The sequence below is a fragment of the Gammaproteobacteria bacterium genome, assembly GCA_036383255.1.
Lineage (GTDB): Bacteria > Pseudomonadota > Gammaproteobacteria > Natronospirales > REEB76 > DASUBN01.
Genome location: DASVOS010000018.1, coordinates 119,992 through 137,857, shown reverse-complemented (window position 1 = coordinate 137,857; position 17,866 = coordinate 119,992). Strand labels below are relative to the sequence as shown.

Here is a 17,866-nt window from a genome sequence, read left to right as displayed (position 1 = left end):
GTCGCCTGCAGCGGGATTTGGAGGTGCGTGATTCTATACGGAAGCGGGCGTCCGGGCAGGCTCAACCTCCGTGTTTGAGACGCTGCTGTGCCTTGTAGTCGGCTTCCAGCTCGGCGAGCTCGCTGCTCCGGCGCGGATCACCCAGTGCACGCAGGGCATCCAGCTCGGTCCGGGCATCCTTGAGATCACCGTAGCGCAGGAGGAGCCGTGCGAAGTTGGCGCGCAGCTGGCCGTTCGAGGGGCACAGCATCACCGACTTGTGCAGTGACGTCACTGCCGCCGGGATGTCCTGGATACGGTCCAGGAACAGGGCGTAGCTGTTCATCAGGTTCGCCGTATAGCAGGCATCGGTGGTGAGCTGGGGGCTCGCCAGCGCACGATCGAACACGGCGCGCATGTCCGGGAAAAGCGCCTGGTTCTCGGGTACCGCCATGTCCAGAAGGGTCTGCAGGCTGAACTGGAGGGTGGCGCTGATATGGGCGGTGTCGGCGCCTTTGGCGGCGGCGGCCAGGTGCCGGCGCGCGTTGGGAACGTCCTGCAGCTTGGAGTACATGTAGGCCAGGCTTACGTCCTGATTGATGCTGTAGGGATCGGCCGCCTTGGAGCGCCGGGCTGCGTCCTCGGCGAGGGGCACCAGGGTGGCGTCATGGGTGACCACGATGTAGTTGAGGTAGGCCCACTCCAGCTCGGATAGCGCCCGCGGCGAGCCCGGATGGTGCTTCGACTCGGACAGGGCGAAGTCCAGCTCGTTGCCCCACTCGGAGGCCCGCACCGCGGTGGCGGCCGCCATCGCGCTGACGCCGATGACGAACAGCGCCGCCACCAGGCGCGCCTCACCCCGGGACCGGGCGAACAGGTAGAGGCTGCCCAGGGTGCCAAGCATGAGCCCGAACAGCGGCAGGTAGTTGCGGTGCTCGAAGGCGAGTTCCAGCGGCAGCACCGTGGACTCGATCAGGTGGCCTGCGAAGAACCACAGCAGCCCGAAGCTCAGCAGCGGCGCACGCCGGCGCAAGCCGAACGCCGCGGCCAGCAGGACGATCACCGCGAGGCAGCTCGGCAGCGTGGTAGCCGGCTGTAAGAGTCCGCGCGAGGGCGCGATGTCGTCGTGGAACAGCGCGAGCTGCTTCAAGTCGGGGAGCAGGGCCCAGCGCAGGTAGTCCAGCAGGATCCGCGATTCGCTGAGGAGCCGCTCCCACATGGTGTAGTCGCGGCCCACGTAGCTCGCGAACAGGGTGGCGGGATGCAGCAGGATCAGCGCCGCGAGGCCCAGGCCCGGCAGCAGCAGGAACAGCCCGTGGAACAGCCATAGCTCGCGGCTGGGGGCACCGTCACGGCCGCGGAACCGAAGAAGCGTGAACTCGATGACCAGGAACAGGAGCGGCACGATCGCCGCGTTCTCCTTGCTGAACACGGCGGCCCCCACCGCCAGCGGGGTGCACAGCCACAGCAGCCACCGGCCGGTCCCGCGGCTGCGTTGGTGCCGCCGCGCCACGGTGTAGGAGAGCAGCGCGAGGGCGCTGAAGAAGGCCGCCAGCGCGGTCTCGCGTTGCACCGCGTATAGCACGGCGGTGAGGTCCAACGGATGCACGCACCAGAGCAACGCGATCCCCAGGCTCAGCCACTCGATCTCCCGGCGCGACAGTGCGAAGCGTTCCTGCACCGTGCGCAGCAGCTCGCGCGCCACCAGCCCCAGCAGCAGGCCGTTCGCGATGTGGATGAGTATGTTGGTGAGCTTGAAGGCGAAGGGCGAGAGGCCGAAGAAGTAGGCGTCGAGAGCGAAGCTCAACATGCTGAGCGGCCGCATCAGTCCGCCCCCGGGGGAGGAGAGTGCGGCTTGCAGCAGGCTCTCGAAACCCAGGTCGCGGATGCGTATCGCGGGGTTCCGGACGATGCTGCCCACGTCGTCGAACACGAAACTTCCGGGCAAGCCAGGCAGGTATATCAGCAGGGCGAGCGCGAGCGCGGCCAGGCAGGCCAGCGGGAAAGCGTATCTGCGCAGGAGTTTCAGCATGTAGGCGGGGCTTTCCGGTTCCGCATAAAACTATGCCCCGCTCGCGCGGGGCATAGGTTCCCAAACTTGGGAAAACGCGGACCTGCTATCAGGGCGCGCCGGAGTCGCGGCAGGAAGCCGGCAGGTACTTCTGGTCCACCGGGCCGCCGCTGCCGGCGTCGGTGGTGTTCGAAGGACCGCAGTGCCAGGTGTTGCCGCCGTCGGTCGTCCAGATCTCCACGCTGGTGTTGGCGATATGGGCGTTCACGCCGGTGCCCTTCATGGTGGCGAGGATGCCCACCGTGGCTCCGGAGATGCCGGTCGCCATCAGGGTGGTCACGTAACGGCCGGCACCGATGGTCGGCGTGTCGCTGGCGGTGCTATACACGGACTCGAGGCCCGCGGTGGCACCCGCGCCGGTCGGCCAGCGGCTGTTGTTCTGGTAGAACTCGGACATGCCGACTTCGCCGCCGCCCGCGAGCTGGATGCCTTCCGACATCTGCGAACGCGCGATGTAGTCCTGGTACGCCGGGATGGCGATGGCCGCCAGGATGCCGATGATCGCGATCACGATCATCAATTCGATCAGGGTAAAGCCCTTCTGCAACGTCTTCATTGTCTTCACTCCTCGAGGTGTGGAGGAACCCTAGGTCTGGAGCGACGAATGTACACTCCTGTATGAAGAGTATGCAACTTGCGTGCCAACTTGTTTGGCGCGGTAGATATGGGAGATTGCAGGTCGAGGGGAGGCTTTCGCGAGACAAATTTGTCAGGAACTGACAAACTTTGTCAGTTCTGGTCCGGAATCATTCGAGTCCAAGTTTCTTAATACGATAGCGTAGCTGGCGGAAGCTCATGCCCAGGAGCTTGGCGGCGGCGGTCTTGTTGTAACGGGTCTGCTCCAGCGCCTTGCGGATGGCTTCCTTCTCGACGTCCCCCAAGTGCTTGCCAAGGGGCTGGGCGCCTCCACCCGCGGTTTCGCCTTCGGACACCGGTTCCGCCGTCGGCGCGTGCAGCTGGATGTCGGCGGCGTGGATGACCGCGCCCTCGGCCAGGGTCATGGCCCGCTCCAGGATGTTCTCGAGCTCCCGCACGTTGCCGGGGAAGGGATAGCCCGCCAGCAGTTCCACGGCATCGGGCGCGAGCCTCACGGATTTACGGCCGAGGTCGGAGGCGAGCCGCGCCAGGATGTGCTGGGCGAGCAGCGGTATGTCCTCGACGCGCTCGCGCAGCGGTGGGACCCTGAGTTCGATCACGTTGATGCGGTAGAAGAGGTCCTCGCGGAAGCGGCCGGTCCGCACCAGCTCGCCCAGGTGGCGGTGGGTGGCGGAGAGGATGCGCACGTCGATCGGCGTCTCGCGTGGCGCGCCCACCGCGCGGATCGCCTTCTCCTGGATCACGCGCAGGAGCTTCACCTGCATCGGCAGCGGCAGCTCCGCCACCTCGTCCAGGAACAGGGTGCCGCCCTGCGCCGCCTGGAACAGGCCGTCCTTGTCGGCGATGGCGCCGGTGAAGCTGCCTTTCTTGTAGCCGAAGAACTCGCTCTCCATGAGCTCGCTGGGGATGGCGCCGCAGTTCACTGCGACGAAGGGCGCATCGGCGCGGGCGCCGTTCTCGTGGATGAGCCGCGCCACCAGTTCCTTGCCGGTGCCGGACTCGCCGCTGATATGCACCGGCGCCTGGCTGCGGGACACCTTCGCGATCATGGCCCGCACCTGCTCGATGGCGGGCGATGCGCCGAGCAGGCGGGTCGCGCCGCGTCCCTCGCCGCTGAGGCGCCGCTCGCGCAGCCTGAGCGCGGTGCTGACCAGGCTGCGCAGTGCGGAGAGGTCCACGGGCTTGGAGACGAAGTCGAAGGCTCCGTTCTTGAGCGCCTGCACCGCGGACTCGACGTTGCCGTGGGCGGTGATCACCGCCACCGGCACCTGGGCGGCGTGGGCCTGGATGTAGCTCACGAGCTCGAGGCCGTCGCCGTCCGGGAGCTTCATGTCGGTGAGGCAGAGGTCCACGGCCTGGGACTGGATCTGCGCGCGCGCCTCCTTGAGGTCTCCGGCCAGCACGCAGTCCACGTCCATGCGCGTGAGCGTGAGCTCCAGGAGTTCGCGGATGGCGGGTTCGTCGTCAACCACCAGTGCCAGGGGTCTGCGCATGTCAGGTCAACCAGCCTTCGGAGGCGCCGAACTCGATGCGGAAACAGCTACCCCCCTGGGGACGCGGCGCGTAGGACAGGCGGGCGCGGTTACATTCGCAGAGTTCGCGGGCTATGAAAAGCCCCAGGCCGGTGCCCCGCGGGTCGGAGGTGTAGAAGGGTTCGAAGATGTGCTCGGCGATGTCGGCCGGCACGCCGGGGCCCCGGTCCAGCACCTCCAGGAACCCGGAGGCGGGCGCGGGCAGCGGGCCGATGCGGAACTCGACGCGGGCGCCGCCGTCGTGGCCGCGGCGGCCGTGGTGGAGCGCGTTCTCCGATAGGTTCCACACGATCTGGTGCAGGTGGGTCGGATCCACGCGCATGCGGGGCAGTTGCCGGTATTCCGCGTCCAGCAGCACCGCCTCCGGCGGCAGTCCGTGGCGGTCGCGGAACTCGACGATGAAATCCTTGAGCCAAGCGGTCACGTCCAGCTCCTCGGCGCGGGTGTTCTCGCGGCGCGAGAGCTGCAGGATGTTCTCGACGATGCGCTCCATGCGCTCCGAGTGCTCCTCGATGATCTCGATGAGCCGCTGGTCCTCGCCCTTGATCTGCGGCGACTCGGCCAGGAGCTGGTTGGCGTGGCTCACCGCCGCCAGGGGATTGCGGATCTCGTGGGCGATGCTGGCGGTGAGGCGGCCCAGGGTCGCGAGCTTCATCTGCCGCACCTGCTCGGCCACCGCGCTCGCGTCCTCCAGGAATATGAGCACGCCGCCGGCGCGGTTGCGGCCGATGCTGGCGAAGTGCGGGATCAGCGGCCGGCCCTGTGGGCTCACCACCGTGGCGGGGCGGGTGAGGTCGCCGCGCCGCCAGGCCTGCAGTTCCCCCTGCAGGCGCGGCGCCGCGTCCTGCAGCGCGTCGCGGCTGTCGGGGGGCGTGCGCAGGCTCTCGGCGGCGGCGCTGTTGAGCATGCGGATGCGGTCCTGCTCATCCACCACCAGTACCCCGGTGCGCATGTGCTGCAGCACGTACTCGTTGATCTCCGAGAGGTCGGCCAGGTCGAGGCCGCGCCGCTCCGCGAGCGCCTCGCTCTCGCGCAGGCGGTGGCCCACGAACTGGCCGCCCCACGAGGCGGCGAACATGATGATGCCGATGATGCCGGCCTGGGTATAGCCGCCAGCGTCGCCGGTGCCGTACAGGATGGCGAGGCCCTGCTCGCCCAGGATGGCGATGGTGGCAAGCGCGGCGAAAGCGATGCTCATGCGCGCCGACAACAGCACGCTGTTGATGGATACGGTGATGAACATGAGGCTGCCGAGGCCGCTGGCGGCGCCGCCGCCGCTGGAGTGCATCAGCAGCGTGACCGCCATGATGTCGGCGGCGAGCTGGGCGTACGTCTGCAGTTCCAGTCCGGGCCGGCGCGAGCGCACCGTGAACGTGGCGAGGCCGCCGAAGCTGAAGTACATGATCCCGGTCCACAGGAACAGGCCGGGATAGACGTCGCCCAGGAGACGCGGGTTGCTGTCGCTGAAGAACAGCGCCACCACGAGCCCGCCGACCACCATGCGGAACAGGTTGACGATGTTGAGCAGGCGCCAAGCGAGCGCTTCGCCCGGCGCCACCGCGTCGTCCGCCTGGAAGACCATGTTTTGGGTGTTCATGCCGCCTTCACGGTGCGCCTTTGCGTATGCGGGGGCTTTGCTTCAAAATACCGCCTCCCCACCATCCCGATACTCCCCGAGCCCCATGAACCTGCACGAATATCAGGCAAAACAACTGTTTGCAGAATACGGCATCCCGGTGCCGCGCGGAATGCCCGCCAAGAGCGGCGCCGAGGCGGCCAGCGCGGCCCAGTCCCTGGGCGGCAGCCTGTGGGTGGTGAAGGCCCAGGTGCACGCCGGCGGGCGCGGCAAGGCGGGCGGCGTGAAGCTGTGCCGCAGCACGGATGAAGTGCGCGCCGCGGCCGAGGGCATGCTGGGCAAGCGCCTGCATACCCACCAGACCGGCCCCGAGGGCCTGCCCATCAACTCCGTGATCGTGGAGGCCGGCTCCGACATCGAGCGCGAGCTGTACCTCTCGGTGCTGGTGGACCGCGCCCGCGAGCAGCTGGTGTTCATGGCTTCCGCCGCGGGCGGCATGGACATCGAGGAGGTGGCGGCCAAGACGCCCGAGAAGATCTTCCGCGTGTGGGTGCATCCCGCCGCGGGCGTGCAGCCCAACCAGGTGCGCGAGCTGGCGTTCGGCCTCGGCCTCAGCAGCAAGGAGCACATGGCCGCCTTCGGCAAGATCGCCGAGGGCCTGTACCGCATCTTCATGGAGCGCGATGCGAGTCTCGTCGAGATCAACCCGCTGATCGTCACCAAGGACGGCCGCGTGGTGGCGCTGGACGCCAAGCTCAACCTGGACGACAACGCGCTCTACCGCCAGCCGCAGCTCGCGGCCATGCGCGACGCCAGCCAGGAGGACGAGCGCGAGGCCCAGGCCCGCCAGCACGACCTCAACTACGTGTCGCTGGACGGCGACATCGCCTGCATGGTGAACGGCGCGGGCCTGGCCATGGCCACCATGGACATCATCAAGCTGCACGGCGGCACGCCGGCGAACTTCCTGGACGTGGGCGGCGGCGCCACCACCGAGCGCGTGACCGCGGCCTTCAACCTGATCCTGTCCAACAAGGCGGTGAAGGCCATCCTGGTCAACATCTTCGGCGGCATCGTGCGCTGCGACCTCATCGCGGAAGGCATCATCAACGCGGTCAAGGGCGTGGGCGTGCAGGTGCCGGTGGTGGTGCGCCTGGAAGGCACCAACGTGGAGCAGGGCAAGGCGCTGCTCGCCAAGAGCGGCCTCGCCATCATCCCCGCCAACGACCTCACCGACGCGGCCAAGAAAGTGGTCGCCTCGATCAAGAAGAAGTAAGCATCATGAGCATCCTCGTCAACAAGAAGACGCGCGTCATCTGCCAGGGTTTCACTGGCAAGCAGGGAACCTTCCATTCCGAGCAGGCGCTGGCCTACGGCACCAGGCTGGTGGGCGGCGTCACCCCGGGCCGCGGCGGCGAGAAGCACCTGGGCCTGCCGGTGTTCAACACCGTGCACGACGCGGTCAAGGCCACCGGCGCCGAAGCCAGCATGATCTACGTGCCGGCGGCCTTCGCCGCCGACGCGATCCTGGAGGCGGCGGATGCCGGCATCAAGGTGATCGTGTGCATCACCGAGGGCATCCCGGTCACCGACATGATCAAGGTCAGGGCCGCGATCAAGGACAAGGACTGCGTGCTCATCGGTCCCAACTGCCCGGGCATCATCACGCCGGGCGAGTGCAAGATCGGCATCATGCCCGGCCACATCCACCGCAAGGGCAAGATCGGCATCGTGTCCCGCTCGGGCACGCTGACCTACGAGGCCGTGTTCCAGACCACCAACCTCAAGCTCGGCCAGTCCACCTGCGTGGGCATCGGCGGCGACCCGGTGCACGGCATGAACTTCATCGACGTGATCAAGCTCTTCGAGCAGGATCCGCAGACCGAAGGCATCATCATGGTGGGCGAGATCGGCGGCACCGACGAGGAGGCCGCCGCCGAGTACATCAAGAAGCACGTCACCAAGCCGGTGGTTGCCTACATCGCCGGCGTCACCGCGCCCCCGGGCAAGCGCATGGGCCACGCGGGCGCCATCGTCTCCGGCGGCGCCGGCACCGCCCAGGCCAAGTTCAAGGCCCTGGAGAAGGCCGGCGTGAAGACCACCCGCTCGCCGGCGGAGCTCGGCACCACCATGGCCAAGCTCATGGGCAAGGGCGGCAAGAGCAAGAGAGCCTCCGCCAAGAAAGCTCCCAAGAAGAAGGCCGCCAAGGCCAAGAGACCCGCCAAGAAGAAGGGCCGTGGGCGCCGCTGATCTCCTGACCCCGGGCGGCTGATCACACCATGAGCGCGTCGCTGCGCATCGTCATGGCCCAGCTCGATCTCCCGGTGGGAGACGTGGCGGGCAACGTGCAGCGCATCCTGGACGCCTGTGCCGAGGGCCGCGACCGGCTCAAGGCCCGGCTCATGGTCTTCCCCGAACTCGCCGTCACCGGCTATCCGCCGGAAGACCTCCTGTTCAACGCCGACTTCCGCCGCCAGGTGGAGGAGGGCGTCGCACGGCTCGCCGCCGGCATCCAGGGCATCCACGCGCTGGTGGGCTACCCGCTCCATGCGGACAGCCGCATCTACAACGTGGGCGCGATGCTGGGGGAGGGCAAGGTCAAGGCGGTCTACCGCAAGAGCGAACTCCCCAACTACGAGGTCTTCGACGAGAAGCGCTACTTCAGCGCCGGCGACGCCACCGCGGTGGTGGACGTGGCGGGCTTCGCCGTGGGCCTCAACGTCTGCGAGGACGTGTGGCACGCGGAACCGGCGCGCCGCGCCGCCCAGGCGGGCGCGAAGCTGCTGATGGTGCCCAATGCCTCACCCTTCAACGCCGGCAAGCAGCTGGAGCGCGAGGAGGAACTGCGCCGCCGCGTGGCGGAGGCCGGCGTGCCGATCGTCTACGTGAACCACGCCTGCGGCCAGGACGACCTGGTGTTCGACGGCGGCTCGCTGGTGATGAACGCCGACGGCAAGGTGGCGGCGCGGGCCCCGAACTTCGAGACCGGCCTGTATCCGGTGGATTTCATCCTGGACGGCGGCAAGGCGCGGGCGCTGCAGGCCCAGGTGCACGTGGACAGCTGCGACGAGGAGTGCATCTACAAGGCGCTGGTGCTGGGCCTCAAGGACTATGCCCGCAAGAACCGCTTCAAGGGCGCGCTACTCGGCCTGTCCGGCGGCATCGACTCGGCGCTGACGCTCGCCATCGCGGTGGACGCGCTGGGCGCCCAGAACGTCATGGCGGTGATGCTGCCGTCGCGCTACACCTCGGATCTCAGCCTCGAGGGTGCGGCGGAACAGGCGCGCAAGCTCGGCGTGGCCTACCACATGATCCCCATCGAGGCTTCGGTGGAGACGCTGCAGGCCTCTTTGCAGGGCGTGCTGCCGGACGTGGCCGACATCACCCTCCAGAACCTGCAGGCCCGTGCCCGCGGCGTGATGCTCATGGCCATCTCCAACCGCACCGGCAAGCTCCTTCTCTGCACCTCCAACAAGAGCGAGGCGGCGATGGGTTACGCGACGCTCTATGGCGACATGGCCGGCGGTTTCGCGCCTCTCTCCGACGTGCTGAAGACCCAGGTGTATGCCTTGAGCCGCTACCGCAACTCCTTGAGCGCAGTGATCCCGGAGGCGGTGATCGGACGGGAGCCGACGGCGGAGCTCGCGCCGGGACAGAAGGACTCCGACACCCTCCCGCCCTACGGCGTGCTGGATCCCATCCTCACGCTGCTGCTGGAGGAGAGATCCATCGAGGCGGTAGTCGCGAAAGGCTTCGACGCGGCGACGGTGCGGCGCGTGGCGGCGGCGGTGCAGGCGGCGGAGTACAAGCGGCGCCAGGCGGCACCGGGCGTGCGGGTCAGCCGGCATTCCTTCGGCAACGACCGGCGCTACCCGATCACGTCGGGTTTCAAGCGGGATTGAATTGAAGCGGCGCACAGGCGCCGCGGTTCATACGGGTCCGCGAGGCGTGTACTCGAGCGGCGCTCCCGGGAAGTTCGTCTCCAGCACCTTCTGCGTGTCGGCCGCGAGGTCGTCGAGCCCCAGCTTCCTGTAGCAGCTATACATGATCTGCAGCGCGTCCTGCGCCCGCGGCGTCTGCGGGTAGTGCTGAACGATGCTGTAGGAGCGCTGCAGGGCCGAGACCCAGGCGCCGCGGCGCATGTACCAGTCCGCCACCACCCAGTCGAAGTCCGCCAGGCGCTCGCGCAGGAACACCATGCGCTGGCGCGCGTCGCCCACATAGCGGCTGTCCGGGTACTTCTCGATCAGCAGGGTGAAGGCCTCGAAGGACTTCTGCGAGCTGGTCGGGTCGCGCTGGTAGTTGTCGTGGCCGAACCAGCGCTGCAGGAAGTCCACCTCGGCATCGAAGGCCGCCACGCCCTTCATGTAGTAGGCGTAGTCCACGTTCGCGTGGCGCGGATGCTCGCGGATGAAGCGGTCGGCGGCGTCCACCGCGAGGTCGTAGTCGCGGTTCATGTAGTCGGCGTAGATGATGTCGAGCTGCGCCTGGGTGCCGAAGTTGTCGAAGGGGAAGCGCGCCTGCAGGGTGTTGAGGCGCTCCACCGCGGTCTTGTAGTTGCCCGCCTGCAGGTTGGCCTGGATCTGGGTATAAAGGTCCGCTGCCGCCAGCGTCTCGTCCTTGGCTTTCTCCGAGGCACAGCCGGCGAGCAGCATCACGCACAGGGACAGGGTCGCGATCAGGCGGATTTGGCTTTTCATGCGGGGATATCGGTCTGGGTGGGGCGGCAGCGGCGGCCAGTATACAGGACGCTGAAAGGCCTTTCAGCGTCCTGTGGGCGCCCAAGGAAGGGCGCGCATTTTTCCAGGCGTCTTGCGCCTGGAAAATGGAGCCAAGCAAAAGCCGTGCTTTTGCTTGGCGAGCTGGGGAAGGCCATGGAAGGCCGCCCCAGCTTCAACTGATAAACTGTGGAAATGACGCCCCGTCCCGCAGCCGAAAAACCCGCCGAACACGTGCAAGAGGCCGAGATCTCCCCGGCGCTTTCGGGGCAACGCTTCGACCAGGCCCTGGCCCAGCTCTTCCCTGAGTATTCCCGCAGCCGTCTCAGCCAGTGGGTGAAGGACGGCCGCGTGCTCCTGGACGGGCGCGCCGCGCGCCCGCGCGATGCGGTGATGGGGGGCCAGAAGGTGCGGCTGCGGGTCCCCGAGGAGCCGCTCTCGGACATGGCGCCGGAAGCGCTGCCCCTGGAGATCGTCTACGAGGACGAGGCGCTCATCGTGGTGAACAAGCCCGCGGGCCTGGTGGTGCACCCGGGCGCCGGCAACCACAGCGGTACCTTGCAGAACGCGCTCCTGCACCATGCGCCGGAGCTGGCCCAGGTACCGCGCGCGGGGCTGGTGCACCGCATCGACAAGGACACCTCGGGCCTCCTGGTGGTGGCGCGCACCCTGGAGGCACACACCACGCTGGTGGCGGCGCTGCAGGCGCGGGAGTTCGAGCGGGGTTATCTCGCGGTGACGCTGGGCGTGATGACAGGCGGCGGCACGGTGGATGCGCCCATCAAGCGCCACCCCACGGACCGGCTGCGCATGAGCGTGCGGGAAGGCGGCCGCGAATCCGTGACCCACTACCGCGTGCTGAAGCGCTTCCGTGCCCATACCTATATAAGCGTCGAGCTGGAGACGGGCCGCACCCATCAGATCCGCGTGCACCTGGCCCACATCAAGTACCCGCTGGTGGGCGACCAGGTCTATGGCCGGCGTCTCGGCCCGCCGCGCAATGCCAGCCCCAGGCTGCAGGAGACCCTGCGCGCTTTCCATCGCCAGGCCCTGCACGCGGCGAAGCTCGGACTCATACATCCGGTGACTGGCGAAGCGCTGAACTGGGAAGTGCCGCCGCCGGCGGACTTCCAGGGACTCCTGACGGCGCTGGAGGACGACCTCGTCCATGCGCGCTGACTGGATCACGCCCGACTGGCCCGCGCCGGCACGCGTGCACGCCCTGAGCACCACGCGTCAGGGCGGCGTGAGCGGCGGCGGCTTCGCCTCCCTGAACCTGGGCGAGCATGTGGGCGACCAGCCTGAGGCAGTGGCCGAGAACCGCCGCCGCCTGCAACAGGAGATCGGCGCCGCGAAGCCGCGTTGGCTGAAGCAGGTACACGGCACGCGCGTGGCGAGACTCGAAGGCACGACTGTGGTTGAGCCGGCCGATGCCGCCGTCACCCAGCGGGCAGGCGAAGCCTGCCTCATCATGACCGCCGACTGCCTGCCGGTGATCTTCTGCGACCGGGAGGGCACGCGGGTGGGCGCGGCCCATGCCGGCTGGCGCGGCCTCTGTGGGGGCGTGTTGGAAGCGACGGTGCAGGCCATGGGCGTGGTACCCGAGGACCTGATGGCCTGGATGGGGCCTGCCATCGGCGCGGACGACTATGAGGTCGGCGACGAGGTGCGCCAGGCTTTCGTCGCCCACGCGCCGCAGGCGGCCCAGGCATTCAAGCCAGGCAGGGCATCGGGCAAGTGGTGGTGTGATCTCTACCTGCTGGCGCGCCAGCGTCTGCAGGCAGCGGGCGTGACGGCGATCCATGGCGGCGGCTTGAGCACCGCGGGGGACGCGGACCGGTTCTTCTCGTTCCGGCGCGACGCGGCACAGACAGGCCGGATGGCGACGCTCATCTATATGGAGTGATCAGCCCACGGCTTCCAGGGCAGATTGCTTCTCCAGCCACTCCGCCTCGACCTTCTCCAGTTCCTTCTTCACTTCGGTCTGCTGGCGCAGGCTGTCCGTGAGCAAGGTCTTGCTGCTCTCCTTATAGGTGTCCTCGGCGGCAAGGAGCGCATCCAGCCGGCGCTTCTCCGCGTTCAGCTTCTCCATGCGCTTCTCCAGCGCTGCGATCTCCTTCTGCAGCGGTTTGCGCAGTTCCGCCAAGCGCTGGCGTTCCTGAGCCTCCACGCGGCGCTGCTCCTTGCGGTCGCCGCCGGATTCTTTCGCCGGCTGGCCCGTGAGGCCGGCGCGGCGCGCCGCCGCGTTCTGCAAGAGCCAGGTGCGGTATTCGTCCAGGTCGCCGTCGAAGGGCGTGAGCCTGCCGTTGCCCACCAGCATGAACTCGTCGGCGCAGGCCCGCAGCAGGTGCCGGTCGTGGGATACCAGGATCAGCGTGCCCTCGAACTGCGCCAGCGCCACGGTCAGGGCCTCGCGCATGTCCAGGTCCAGGTGGTTGGTGGGCTCGTCCAGCAGCAGCAGGTTCGGCCGCTTCCAGATGATGAGCGCGAGTGCGAGCCGCGCCTTCTCCCCGCCCGAGAAGGGGCCCACCGGCGCGAGCGCCATCTCACCGCGGAAGTTGAAGGAGCCGAGGAAGTCGCGCAGGTCCTGGTCGCGCACGCCGGGTGCGATGGCCGCGAGCTGCTGCAGGGGCGAACGGTCCTCGCGCAGCGTCTCCAACTGGTGCTGGGCGAAGTAGCCGATGGCGAGCCCCTTGCCCTGGCCGACCCGGCCCTTGAGCGGCTCGAGGGTGCCGGCCAGGGTCTTCACCAGGGTGGATTTACCTTGTCCGTTTGCGCCTAACAGTCCGATGCGCTGGCCGTTCAACAGCGAGAAGTCGAGGCCGCCCACCACCTTCTTGTCGCCGTGCTCCGTCTTGTAGCCGCAATCCACGTGCTCCAGCGTGAGCATGGGGCTCGGCGAGGCCAGGGGTTCGCGGAACTCGAAGCTGAAAGGCGAGGTGACGTGCACCGGCGCGAGCTTCTCCATCTTCTCCAGCATCTTGATGCGGCTCTGGGCCTGGCGCGCCTTGCTGGCCTTGTAGCGGAAGCGGTCCACGAAGCTCTGCAGGTGCGCCACTTCCCGCTGCTGGCGCTCGTAGGAGGCCTGCTGCAGCACCAGTTGCTCGGCACGGCGCGTCTCGAAGGCGCTGTAGTTGCCGGTGTAGCGCTTGATCTGCTTGTTCTCGAGGTGCAGCGTCACGTCGCAGATGCCGTCCAGGAACTCCCGGTCGTGGGAGATGATGAACAGCGTGCCGGCGTAGCGCTTGAGCCAGTCCTCGAGCCAGACGATGGCATCGAGGTCCAGGTGGTTGGTGGGCTCGTCCAACAGCAGAAGGTCGGACGGGCACATCAGCGCCTGGGCGAGGTTGAGGCGCATGCGCCAGCCGCCGGAGAAGCTCGCCACCGGCTGCTCGATCTCCGCCAACGTGAAGCCCAGTCCCATGAGCAGGGCGCTGGCACGGGAAGCGGCCGTGTAGCCGTCCGCGTCCGCGTAGGCGATGTGGGCCTCCGCCTCGGCATGGCCGTCGTGGGCGGCCTGGGCCTTCGCGAGCTTGGCCTCGATCTCCCTGAGGCGCGTGTCGCCGTCCAGGGCGTAGTCGAGGGCGGTCTTCTCGGAGGGCGGCGTCTCCTGGGCCACGTGGGCCACGCGCCAGGAAGACGGGATGTAGAGTTCGCCCGCGTCGGCGTGCAGCTTGCCGCGCAGCAGCGAGAACAAGGTGGACTTGCCGGAGCCGTTCGCACCCACCAAGCCCGCCTTCTCGCCGGGGTGCACCACGGCGCTGGCGTTCTCGAACAGCGGCTTGGTGCCGCGCTGCAGGGTGAGGGACTCGATGCGGATCACGGGAATAACTGTAGGGATGGCGGGCCGGGCGCGCATTGTACCGGAGGCGCCGTTCCAGAGATGCCTGGAGCAGGGTAAAATCCGTCGCATCCATGCAACCCTCACTCCTGCTCTGGATCATCCCGGCGACGCTGGTGGGCGCGGTGCTGAGCGCGCTCCTGGCCTCGGTGCTGCTCCTGTTCGGCGCCCGCACCCGCAAACTGCTGGTGCCCTCCCTCGTGAGCTTCGCCATCGGCGCGCTCCTGGGCGCGGCGTTCCTGGACCTCTTGCCGGAGGCGCTGCGGGGCGCGGGTCCCGCGCGGGTGCAGGGCGTGGGTCTCGCCATCGCGCTGGGGGTGCTGGGGTTCTTCCTCCTTGAGAAGCTCGCGTTCTGGCACCATGGCCACGAGCACGAGGGCCACGCGGACCACGATGAGCTGCGCCAGCAGGCGGCGGGCACCATGATCCTGGTGGGCACCGGCCTGCATAACCTCCTGGACGGGGTGCTGTTGGGCGCCACCTTCCTCAGCAGCGTGCACATGGGCGTGGTGCTCGCCATCGCCGTCATCGCGCACCAGATCCCGCAGCAGGTGGGCGACATCTCGGTGCTGCTCTCGTCCGGTGTGGCCCGCGGCCGCGCCTTCATGCTCTCGGCCCTGTCCGCGGCCACCATGGTGGTGGGCGGCGTCGCCGCCTTCTTCCTGCTGGGCACGGTGGAGGGTTATCTGCCCTACGTGCTCGCCATCGCCGCCGCCAGCCTCATCTATGTGGCGGTGGCGGACCTCATCCCCGGCCTGCACCGCCACGAAGGGGCCCAGTTCTCGGCCCTGACAGTGCTGCTCATCGCGGCCGGCATCGGTCTCATCTACCTCACCCAGGCCCTGTTGGGCGGTTGAAAACCCCGTCCTGAGCCCCATTTATTGTTCATTCGGTTTGCCCCGCCTTTTCAGGGGCTTACACTCATCCGAAGAGCAATAAAGCCATGCGAATCGACAAACTCACCAGCAAGTTCCAGATGGCCCTGGCCGACGCCCAGTCGCTGGCCGTGGGGCAGGACCATGCCTATATAGAGCCGGTCCACCTCATGCTCGCGCTCCTGGACCAGGAAGGCGGCAGCACCCGTCCGCTGCTGGCCAAGGTGGGGGCGAACCTCAACCTGCTGCGCAACGCCCTCGACACCCAGCTCGACCGGCTGCCCACGGTGCAGGGCCACAGCGGCGACGTGCAGGTGTCCCAGGACCTCAACCGTCTGCTCAACCTCACGGACAAGCTGGCGCAGAAGCGCCAGGACCAATTCATCTCCTCCGAGCTCTTCGTGCTCGCGGCCCTGGACGCGAAAGGCCCGCTGGGCGATGCGCTCAAGGAGGCCGGCGCCACCAAGGCGGCCCTCGAGTCCGCGGTGGACGAGCTGCGCGGCGGCCAGCAGGTGAACGACGCCTCCGCCGAGGACCAGCGCCAGGCGCTGGAGAAGTACACCATCGACCTCACCGCCCGCGCCGAGTCCGGCAAGCTGGACCCCGTCATCGGCCGCGATGACGAGATCCGCCGTACCGTGCAGGTGCTGCAGCGCCGCACCAAGAACAACCCGGTGCTCATCGGCGAGCCGGGCGTGGGCAAGACCGCCATCGTGGAGGGCCTCGCCCAGCGCATCGTCAACGGCGAGGTGCCGGAGGGGCTCAAGGACAAGCGCGTGCTCACGCTCGACATGGGCGCGCTGCTGGCCGGCACCAAGTTCCGCGGCGAGTTCGAGGAACGCCTCAAGGGCGTGCTGAACGACATCGCCAAGAACGAGGGACGGGTGATCCTTTTCATCGACGAGATACACACCATGGTCGGCGCCGGCAAAGCCGAGGGCTCCATGGATGCCGGCAACATGCTCAAGCCCGCCCTGGCGCGCGGCGAACTGCACTGCGTGGGCGCCACCACGCTGGACGAGTACAGAAAGTACGTCGAGAAGGACGCGGCCCTGGAGCGGCGCTTCCAGAAGGTGCTGGTGGACGAGCCCACCCTCGAGGACACCATCGCCATCCTGCGCGGCCTCAACGAGCGCTACGAGGTGCACCACGGCGTCGAGATCACCGATCCCGCCATCGTGGCGGCGGCGACGCTCTCCCAGCGCTACATCACGGACCGGCAGCTGCCCGACAAGGCCATCGACCTCATCGACGAGGCCGCCAGCCGCATCCGCATGGAGCTCGACTCCAAGCCCGAGGCCATGGACAAGCTGGACCGCCGCCTGATCCAGCTCAAGATCGAGCGCGAGGCCCTCAAGAAGGAGAAGGACGAGGCCTCCAAGCGCCGCCTCGATACCCTGGAGGAGGAGATCAAGAAGCTCGAGCGGGAGTACTCCGACTTCGAGGAGGTGTGGAAGGCCGAGAAGGCCCAGGTGCAGGGCGCGACCCAGATCAAGGAGGCGCTGGAGAAGGCCAAGGCGGAACTGGAGACGGCGCGCCGCGCCGGCGACCTCTCGCGCATGTCCGAGATCCAGTACGGCCGCATCCCCGAACTGGAGAAGAAGCTGGCCCAGGCCAGCGCTACCGAGAACCAGCCCACCCAACTCCTGCGCAACAAGGTCACCGCCGAGGAGATCGCCGAGGTAGTGTCCCGCTGGACCGGCATCCCCGTGTCCAAGATGCTGGAGGGGGAGAAGGAGAAGCTGCTGCGCATGGAGGACGCCCTCAAGGCCCGCGTGGTCGGGCAGGACGAGGCGGTGCGCGCGGTGGCGAACGCCATCCGCCGTTCCCGCGCCGGCCTCGCCGACCCGAACCGGCCGCTGGGCTCGTTCCTGTTCCTGGGGCCCACGGGCGTCGGCAAGACCGAGCTCACCAAGGCGCTCGCCTGGTTCCTGTTCGACACCGACGAGGCCATGGTGCGCATCGACATGAGCGAGTTCATGGAGAAGCACTCCGTGGCCCGGCTCATCGGCGCGCCGCCGGGCTATGTGGGTTACGAAGAAGGCGGCTACCTGACCGAAGCCGTGCGCCGCAAACCATACTCCGTGATCCTGCTCGATGAAGTCGAGAAGGCGCACCCCGACGTGTTCGGCGTGCTGCTGCAGGTGCTGGACGACGGCCGCCTCACGGACGGCCAGGGCCGCACCGTGAACTTCAAGAACACCGTGGTGGTCATGACCTCGAACCTGGGCTCCCAGGTGATCCAGGACATGAGCGGCGAGGAGAACTACGAGAAGATGAAGGACAAGGTGATGGAGATCGTGGGCGGCCACTTCCGCCCCGAGTTCATCAACCGTGTGGACGAGACGGTGGTGTTCCACCCGCTGGGCCAGGCCCAGATCCGCTCCATCGCGCGCATCCAGATCGCGCACCTGCTCAAGCGCCTCGCGGACCGGGACATGGGTCTCGAGGTCACGGACGCGGCGCTGGACAAGCTCGGCAAGGCCGGCTTCGACCCGGTATACGGCGCGCGGCCCCTGAAGCGTGCCATCCAGCAGCAGCTGGAGAACCCGTTGGCTCAGAAGCTCCTGGCGGGCGAGTTCGGCCCCGGCGACACCATCACCGTGGACGCGCGGGACATCGGCTTCGGCTTCAGCAAGGCCAAGCCACCCAAGCCCAAGGCCGCCAATGGCTGATG

General features: G+C 67.9%; 13 protein-coding genes. 7 read left to right on the top strand and 6 right to left on the bottom strand.

Translation table 11 applies throughout. From position 1 onward, the window contains the following. Positions 1-61 precede the first annotated feature (61 nt). The 4 genes from VF651_11765 to VF651_11750 form a co-directional block, all read right to left on the bottom strand. The gene (locus VF651_11765) at positions 62-2,011 is read right to left on the bottom strand and encodes a hypothetical protein (protein HEX7966378.1); all 1,950 of its coding nucleotides are present in this window, start codon (positions 2,009-2,011) and stop codon (positions 62-64) included. 88 nt (positions 2,012-2,099) lie between these two features. After that, the gene (locus VF651_11760) at positions 2,100-2,606 is read right to left on the bottom strand and encodes a pilin (protein ID HEX7966377.1); all 507 of its coding nucleotides are present in this window, start codon (positions 2,604-2,606) and stop codon (positions 2,100-2,102) included. A 190-nt stretch (positions 2,607-2,796) separates the two neighbouring features. Then, entirely contained in the window at positions 2,797-4,140 is a 1,344-nt protein-coding gene (locus VF651_11755) for a sigma-54 dependent transcriptional regulator (GenBank protein ID HEX7966376.1), read from the bottom strand. Between the two features lies 1 nt (position 4,141). Further along, a complete protein-coding gene (locus tag VF651_11750) occupies positions 4,142-5,776 on the bottom strand; it encodes a HAMP domain-containing sensor histidine kinase (protein ID HEX7966375.1) in 1,635 nt (544 codons plus the stop codon). Between the two features lie 85 nt (positions 5,777-5,861). Between VF651_11750 and sucC the strand changes: the two genes are divergently transcribed. The 3 genes from sucC to VF651_11735 are packed head-to-tail and all read left to right on the top strand — an operon-like array spanning position 5,862 to position 9,657. Then, on the top strand, positions 5,862-7,031 hold the full coding sequence (sucC, locus tag VF651_11745) for an ADP-forming succinate--CoA ligase subunit beta (protein ID HEX7966374.1): 1,170 nt from the start codon (positions 5,862-5,864) through the stop codon (positions 7,029-7,031). A 5-nt stretch (positions 7,032-7,036) separates the two neighbouring features. Further along, the gene (gene sucD, locus VF651_11740) at positions 7,037-8,005 is read left to right on the top strand and encodes a succinate--CoA ligase subunit alpha (protein HEX7966373.1); all 969 of its coding nucleotides are present in this window, start codon (positions 7,037-7,039) and stop codon (positions 8,003-8,005) included. A 29-nt stretch (positions 8,006-8,034) separates the two neighbouring features. Continuing rightward, positions 8,035-9,657, top strand: coding sequence for an NAD+ synthase (locus tag VF651_11735; GenBank protein HEX7966372.1), 1,623 nt, complete (start codon positions 8,035-8,037; stop codon positions 9,655-9,657). Positions 9,658-9,684: 27 nt separating this feature from the next. On the opposite strand, the gene VF651_11730 is transcribed toward VF651_11735, so the two are convergent. After that, a complete protein-coding gene (locus VF651_11730; GenBank protein ID HEX7966371.1) occupies positions 9,685-10,455 on the bottom strand; it encodes an outer membrane protein assembly factor BamD in 771 nt (256 codons plus the stop codon). 213 nt (positions 10,456-10,668) lie between these two features. On the opposite strand from VF651_11730, the gene rluD reads away from it, so the two are divergent. Both rluD and pgeF read left to right on the top strand, forming a co-directional pair. After that, positions 10,669-11,652, top strand: a complete 984-nt coding sequence (gene rluD / locus VF651_11725; protein HEX7966370.1) for a 23S rRNA pseudouridine(1911/1915/1917) synthase RluD — start codon at positions 10,669-10,671, stop codon at positions 11,650-11,652. Beyond that, on the top strand, positions 11,642-12,379 hold the full coding sequence (gene pgeF / locus VF651_11720; protein HEX7966369.1) for a peptidoglycan editing factor PgeF: 738 nt from the start codon (positions 11,642-11,644) through the stop codon (positions 12,377-12,379). The genes rluD and pgeF overlap by 11 nt, the downstream gene beginning before the upstream one ends. Here the strand turns inward: pgeF and VF651_11715 are convergent, their stop codons facing one another. Then, on the bottom strand, positions 12,380-14,296 hold the full coding sequence (locus VF651_11715) for an ATP-binding cassette domain-containing protein (protein HEX7966368.1): 1,917 nt from the start codon (positions 14,294-14,296) through the stop codon (positions 12,380-12,382). Positions 14,297-14,388: 92 nt separating this feature from the next. On the opposite strand from VF651_11715, the gene VF651_11710 reads away from it, so the two are divergent. Continuing rightward, positions 14,389-15,171, top strand: coding sequence for a ZIP family metal transporter (locus VF651_11710; protein ID HEX7966367.1), 783 nt, complete (start codon positions 14,389-14,391; stop codon positions 15,169-15,171). 86 nt (positions 15,172-15,257) lie between these two features. Next, positions 15,258-17,864, top strand: coding sequence for an ATP-dependent chaperone ClpB (gene clpB / locus VF651_11705; GenBank protein ID HEX7966366.1), 2,607 nt, complete (start codon positions 15,258-15,260; stop codon positions 17,862-17,864). The last annotated feature ends 2 nt before the right edge of the window (positions 17,865-17,866 follow it).

Bases quoted from the DNA above. Each gene is read 5' to 3' on its own strand.
- VF651_11710 (HEX7966367.1), top strand. From the start codon at position 14,389: ATGCAACCCTCACTCCTGCTCTGGATCATCCCGGCGACGCTGGTGGGC.
- VF651_11755 (HEX7966376.1), bottom strand. From the start codon at position 4,140: ATGCGCAGACCCCTGGCACTGGTGGTTGACGACGAACCCGCCATCCGC.
- sucC (HEX7966374.1), top strand. From the start codon at position 5,862: ATGAACCTGCACGAATATCAGGCAAAACAACTGTTTGCAGAATACGGC.
- VF651_11750 (HEX7966375.1), bottom strand. From the start codon at position 5,776: ATGAACACCCAAAACATGGTCTTCCAGGCGGACGACGCGGTGGCGCCG.
- clpB (HEX7966366.1), top strand. From the start codon at position 15,258: ATGCGAATCGACAAACTCACCAGCAAGTTCCAGATGGCCCTGGCCGAC.
- rluD (HEX7966370.1), top strand. From the start codon at position 10,669: ATGACGCCCCGTCCCGCAGCCGAAAAACCCGCCGAACACGTGCAAGAG.
- pgeF (HEX7966369.1), top strand. From the start codon at position 11,642: ATGCGCGCTGACTGGATCACGCCCGACTGGCCCGCGCCGGCACGCGTG.
- VF651_11765 (HEX7966378.1), bottom strand. From the start codon at position 2,011: ATGCTGAAACTCCTGCGCAGATACGCTTTCCCGCTGGCCTGCCTGGCC.
- VF651_11760 (HEX7966377.1), bottom strand. From the start codon at position 2,606: ATGAAGACGTTGCAGAAGGGCTTTACCCTGATCGAATTGATGATCGTG.
- sucD (HEX7966373.1), top strand. From the start codon at position 7,037: ATGAGCATCCTCGTCAACAAGAAGACGCGCGTCATCTGCCAGGGTTTC.
- VF651_11730 (HEX7966371.1), bottom strand. From the start codon at position 10,455: ATGAAAAGCCAAATCCGCCTGATCGCGACCCTGTCCCTGTGCGTGATG.
- VF651_11735 (HEX7966372.1), top strand. From the start codon at position 8,035: ATGAGCGCGTCGCTGCGCATCGTCATGGCCCAGCTCGATCTCCCGGTG.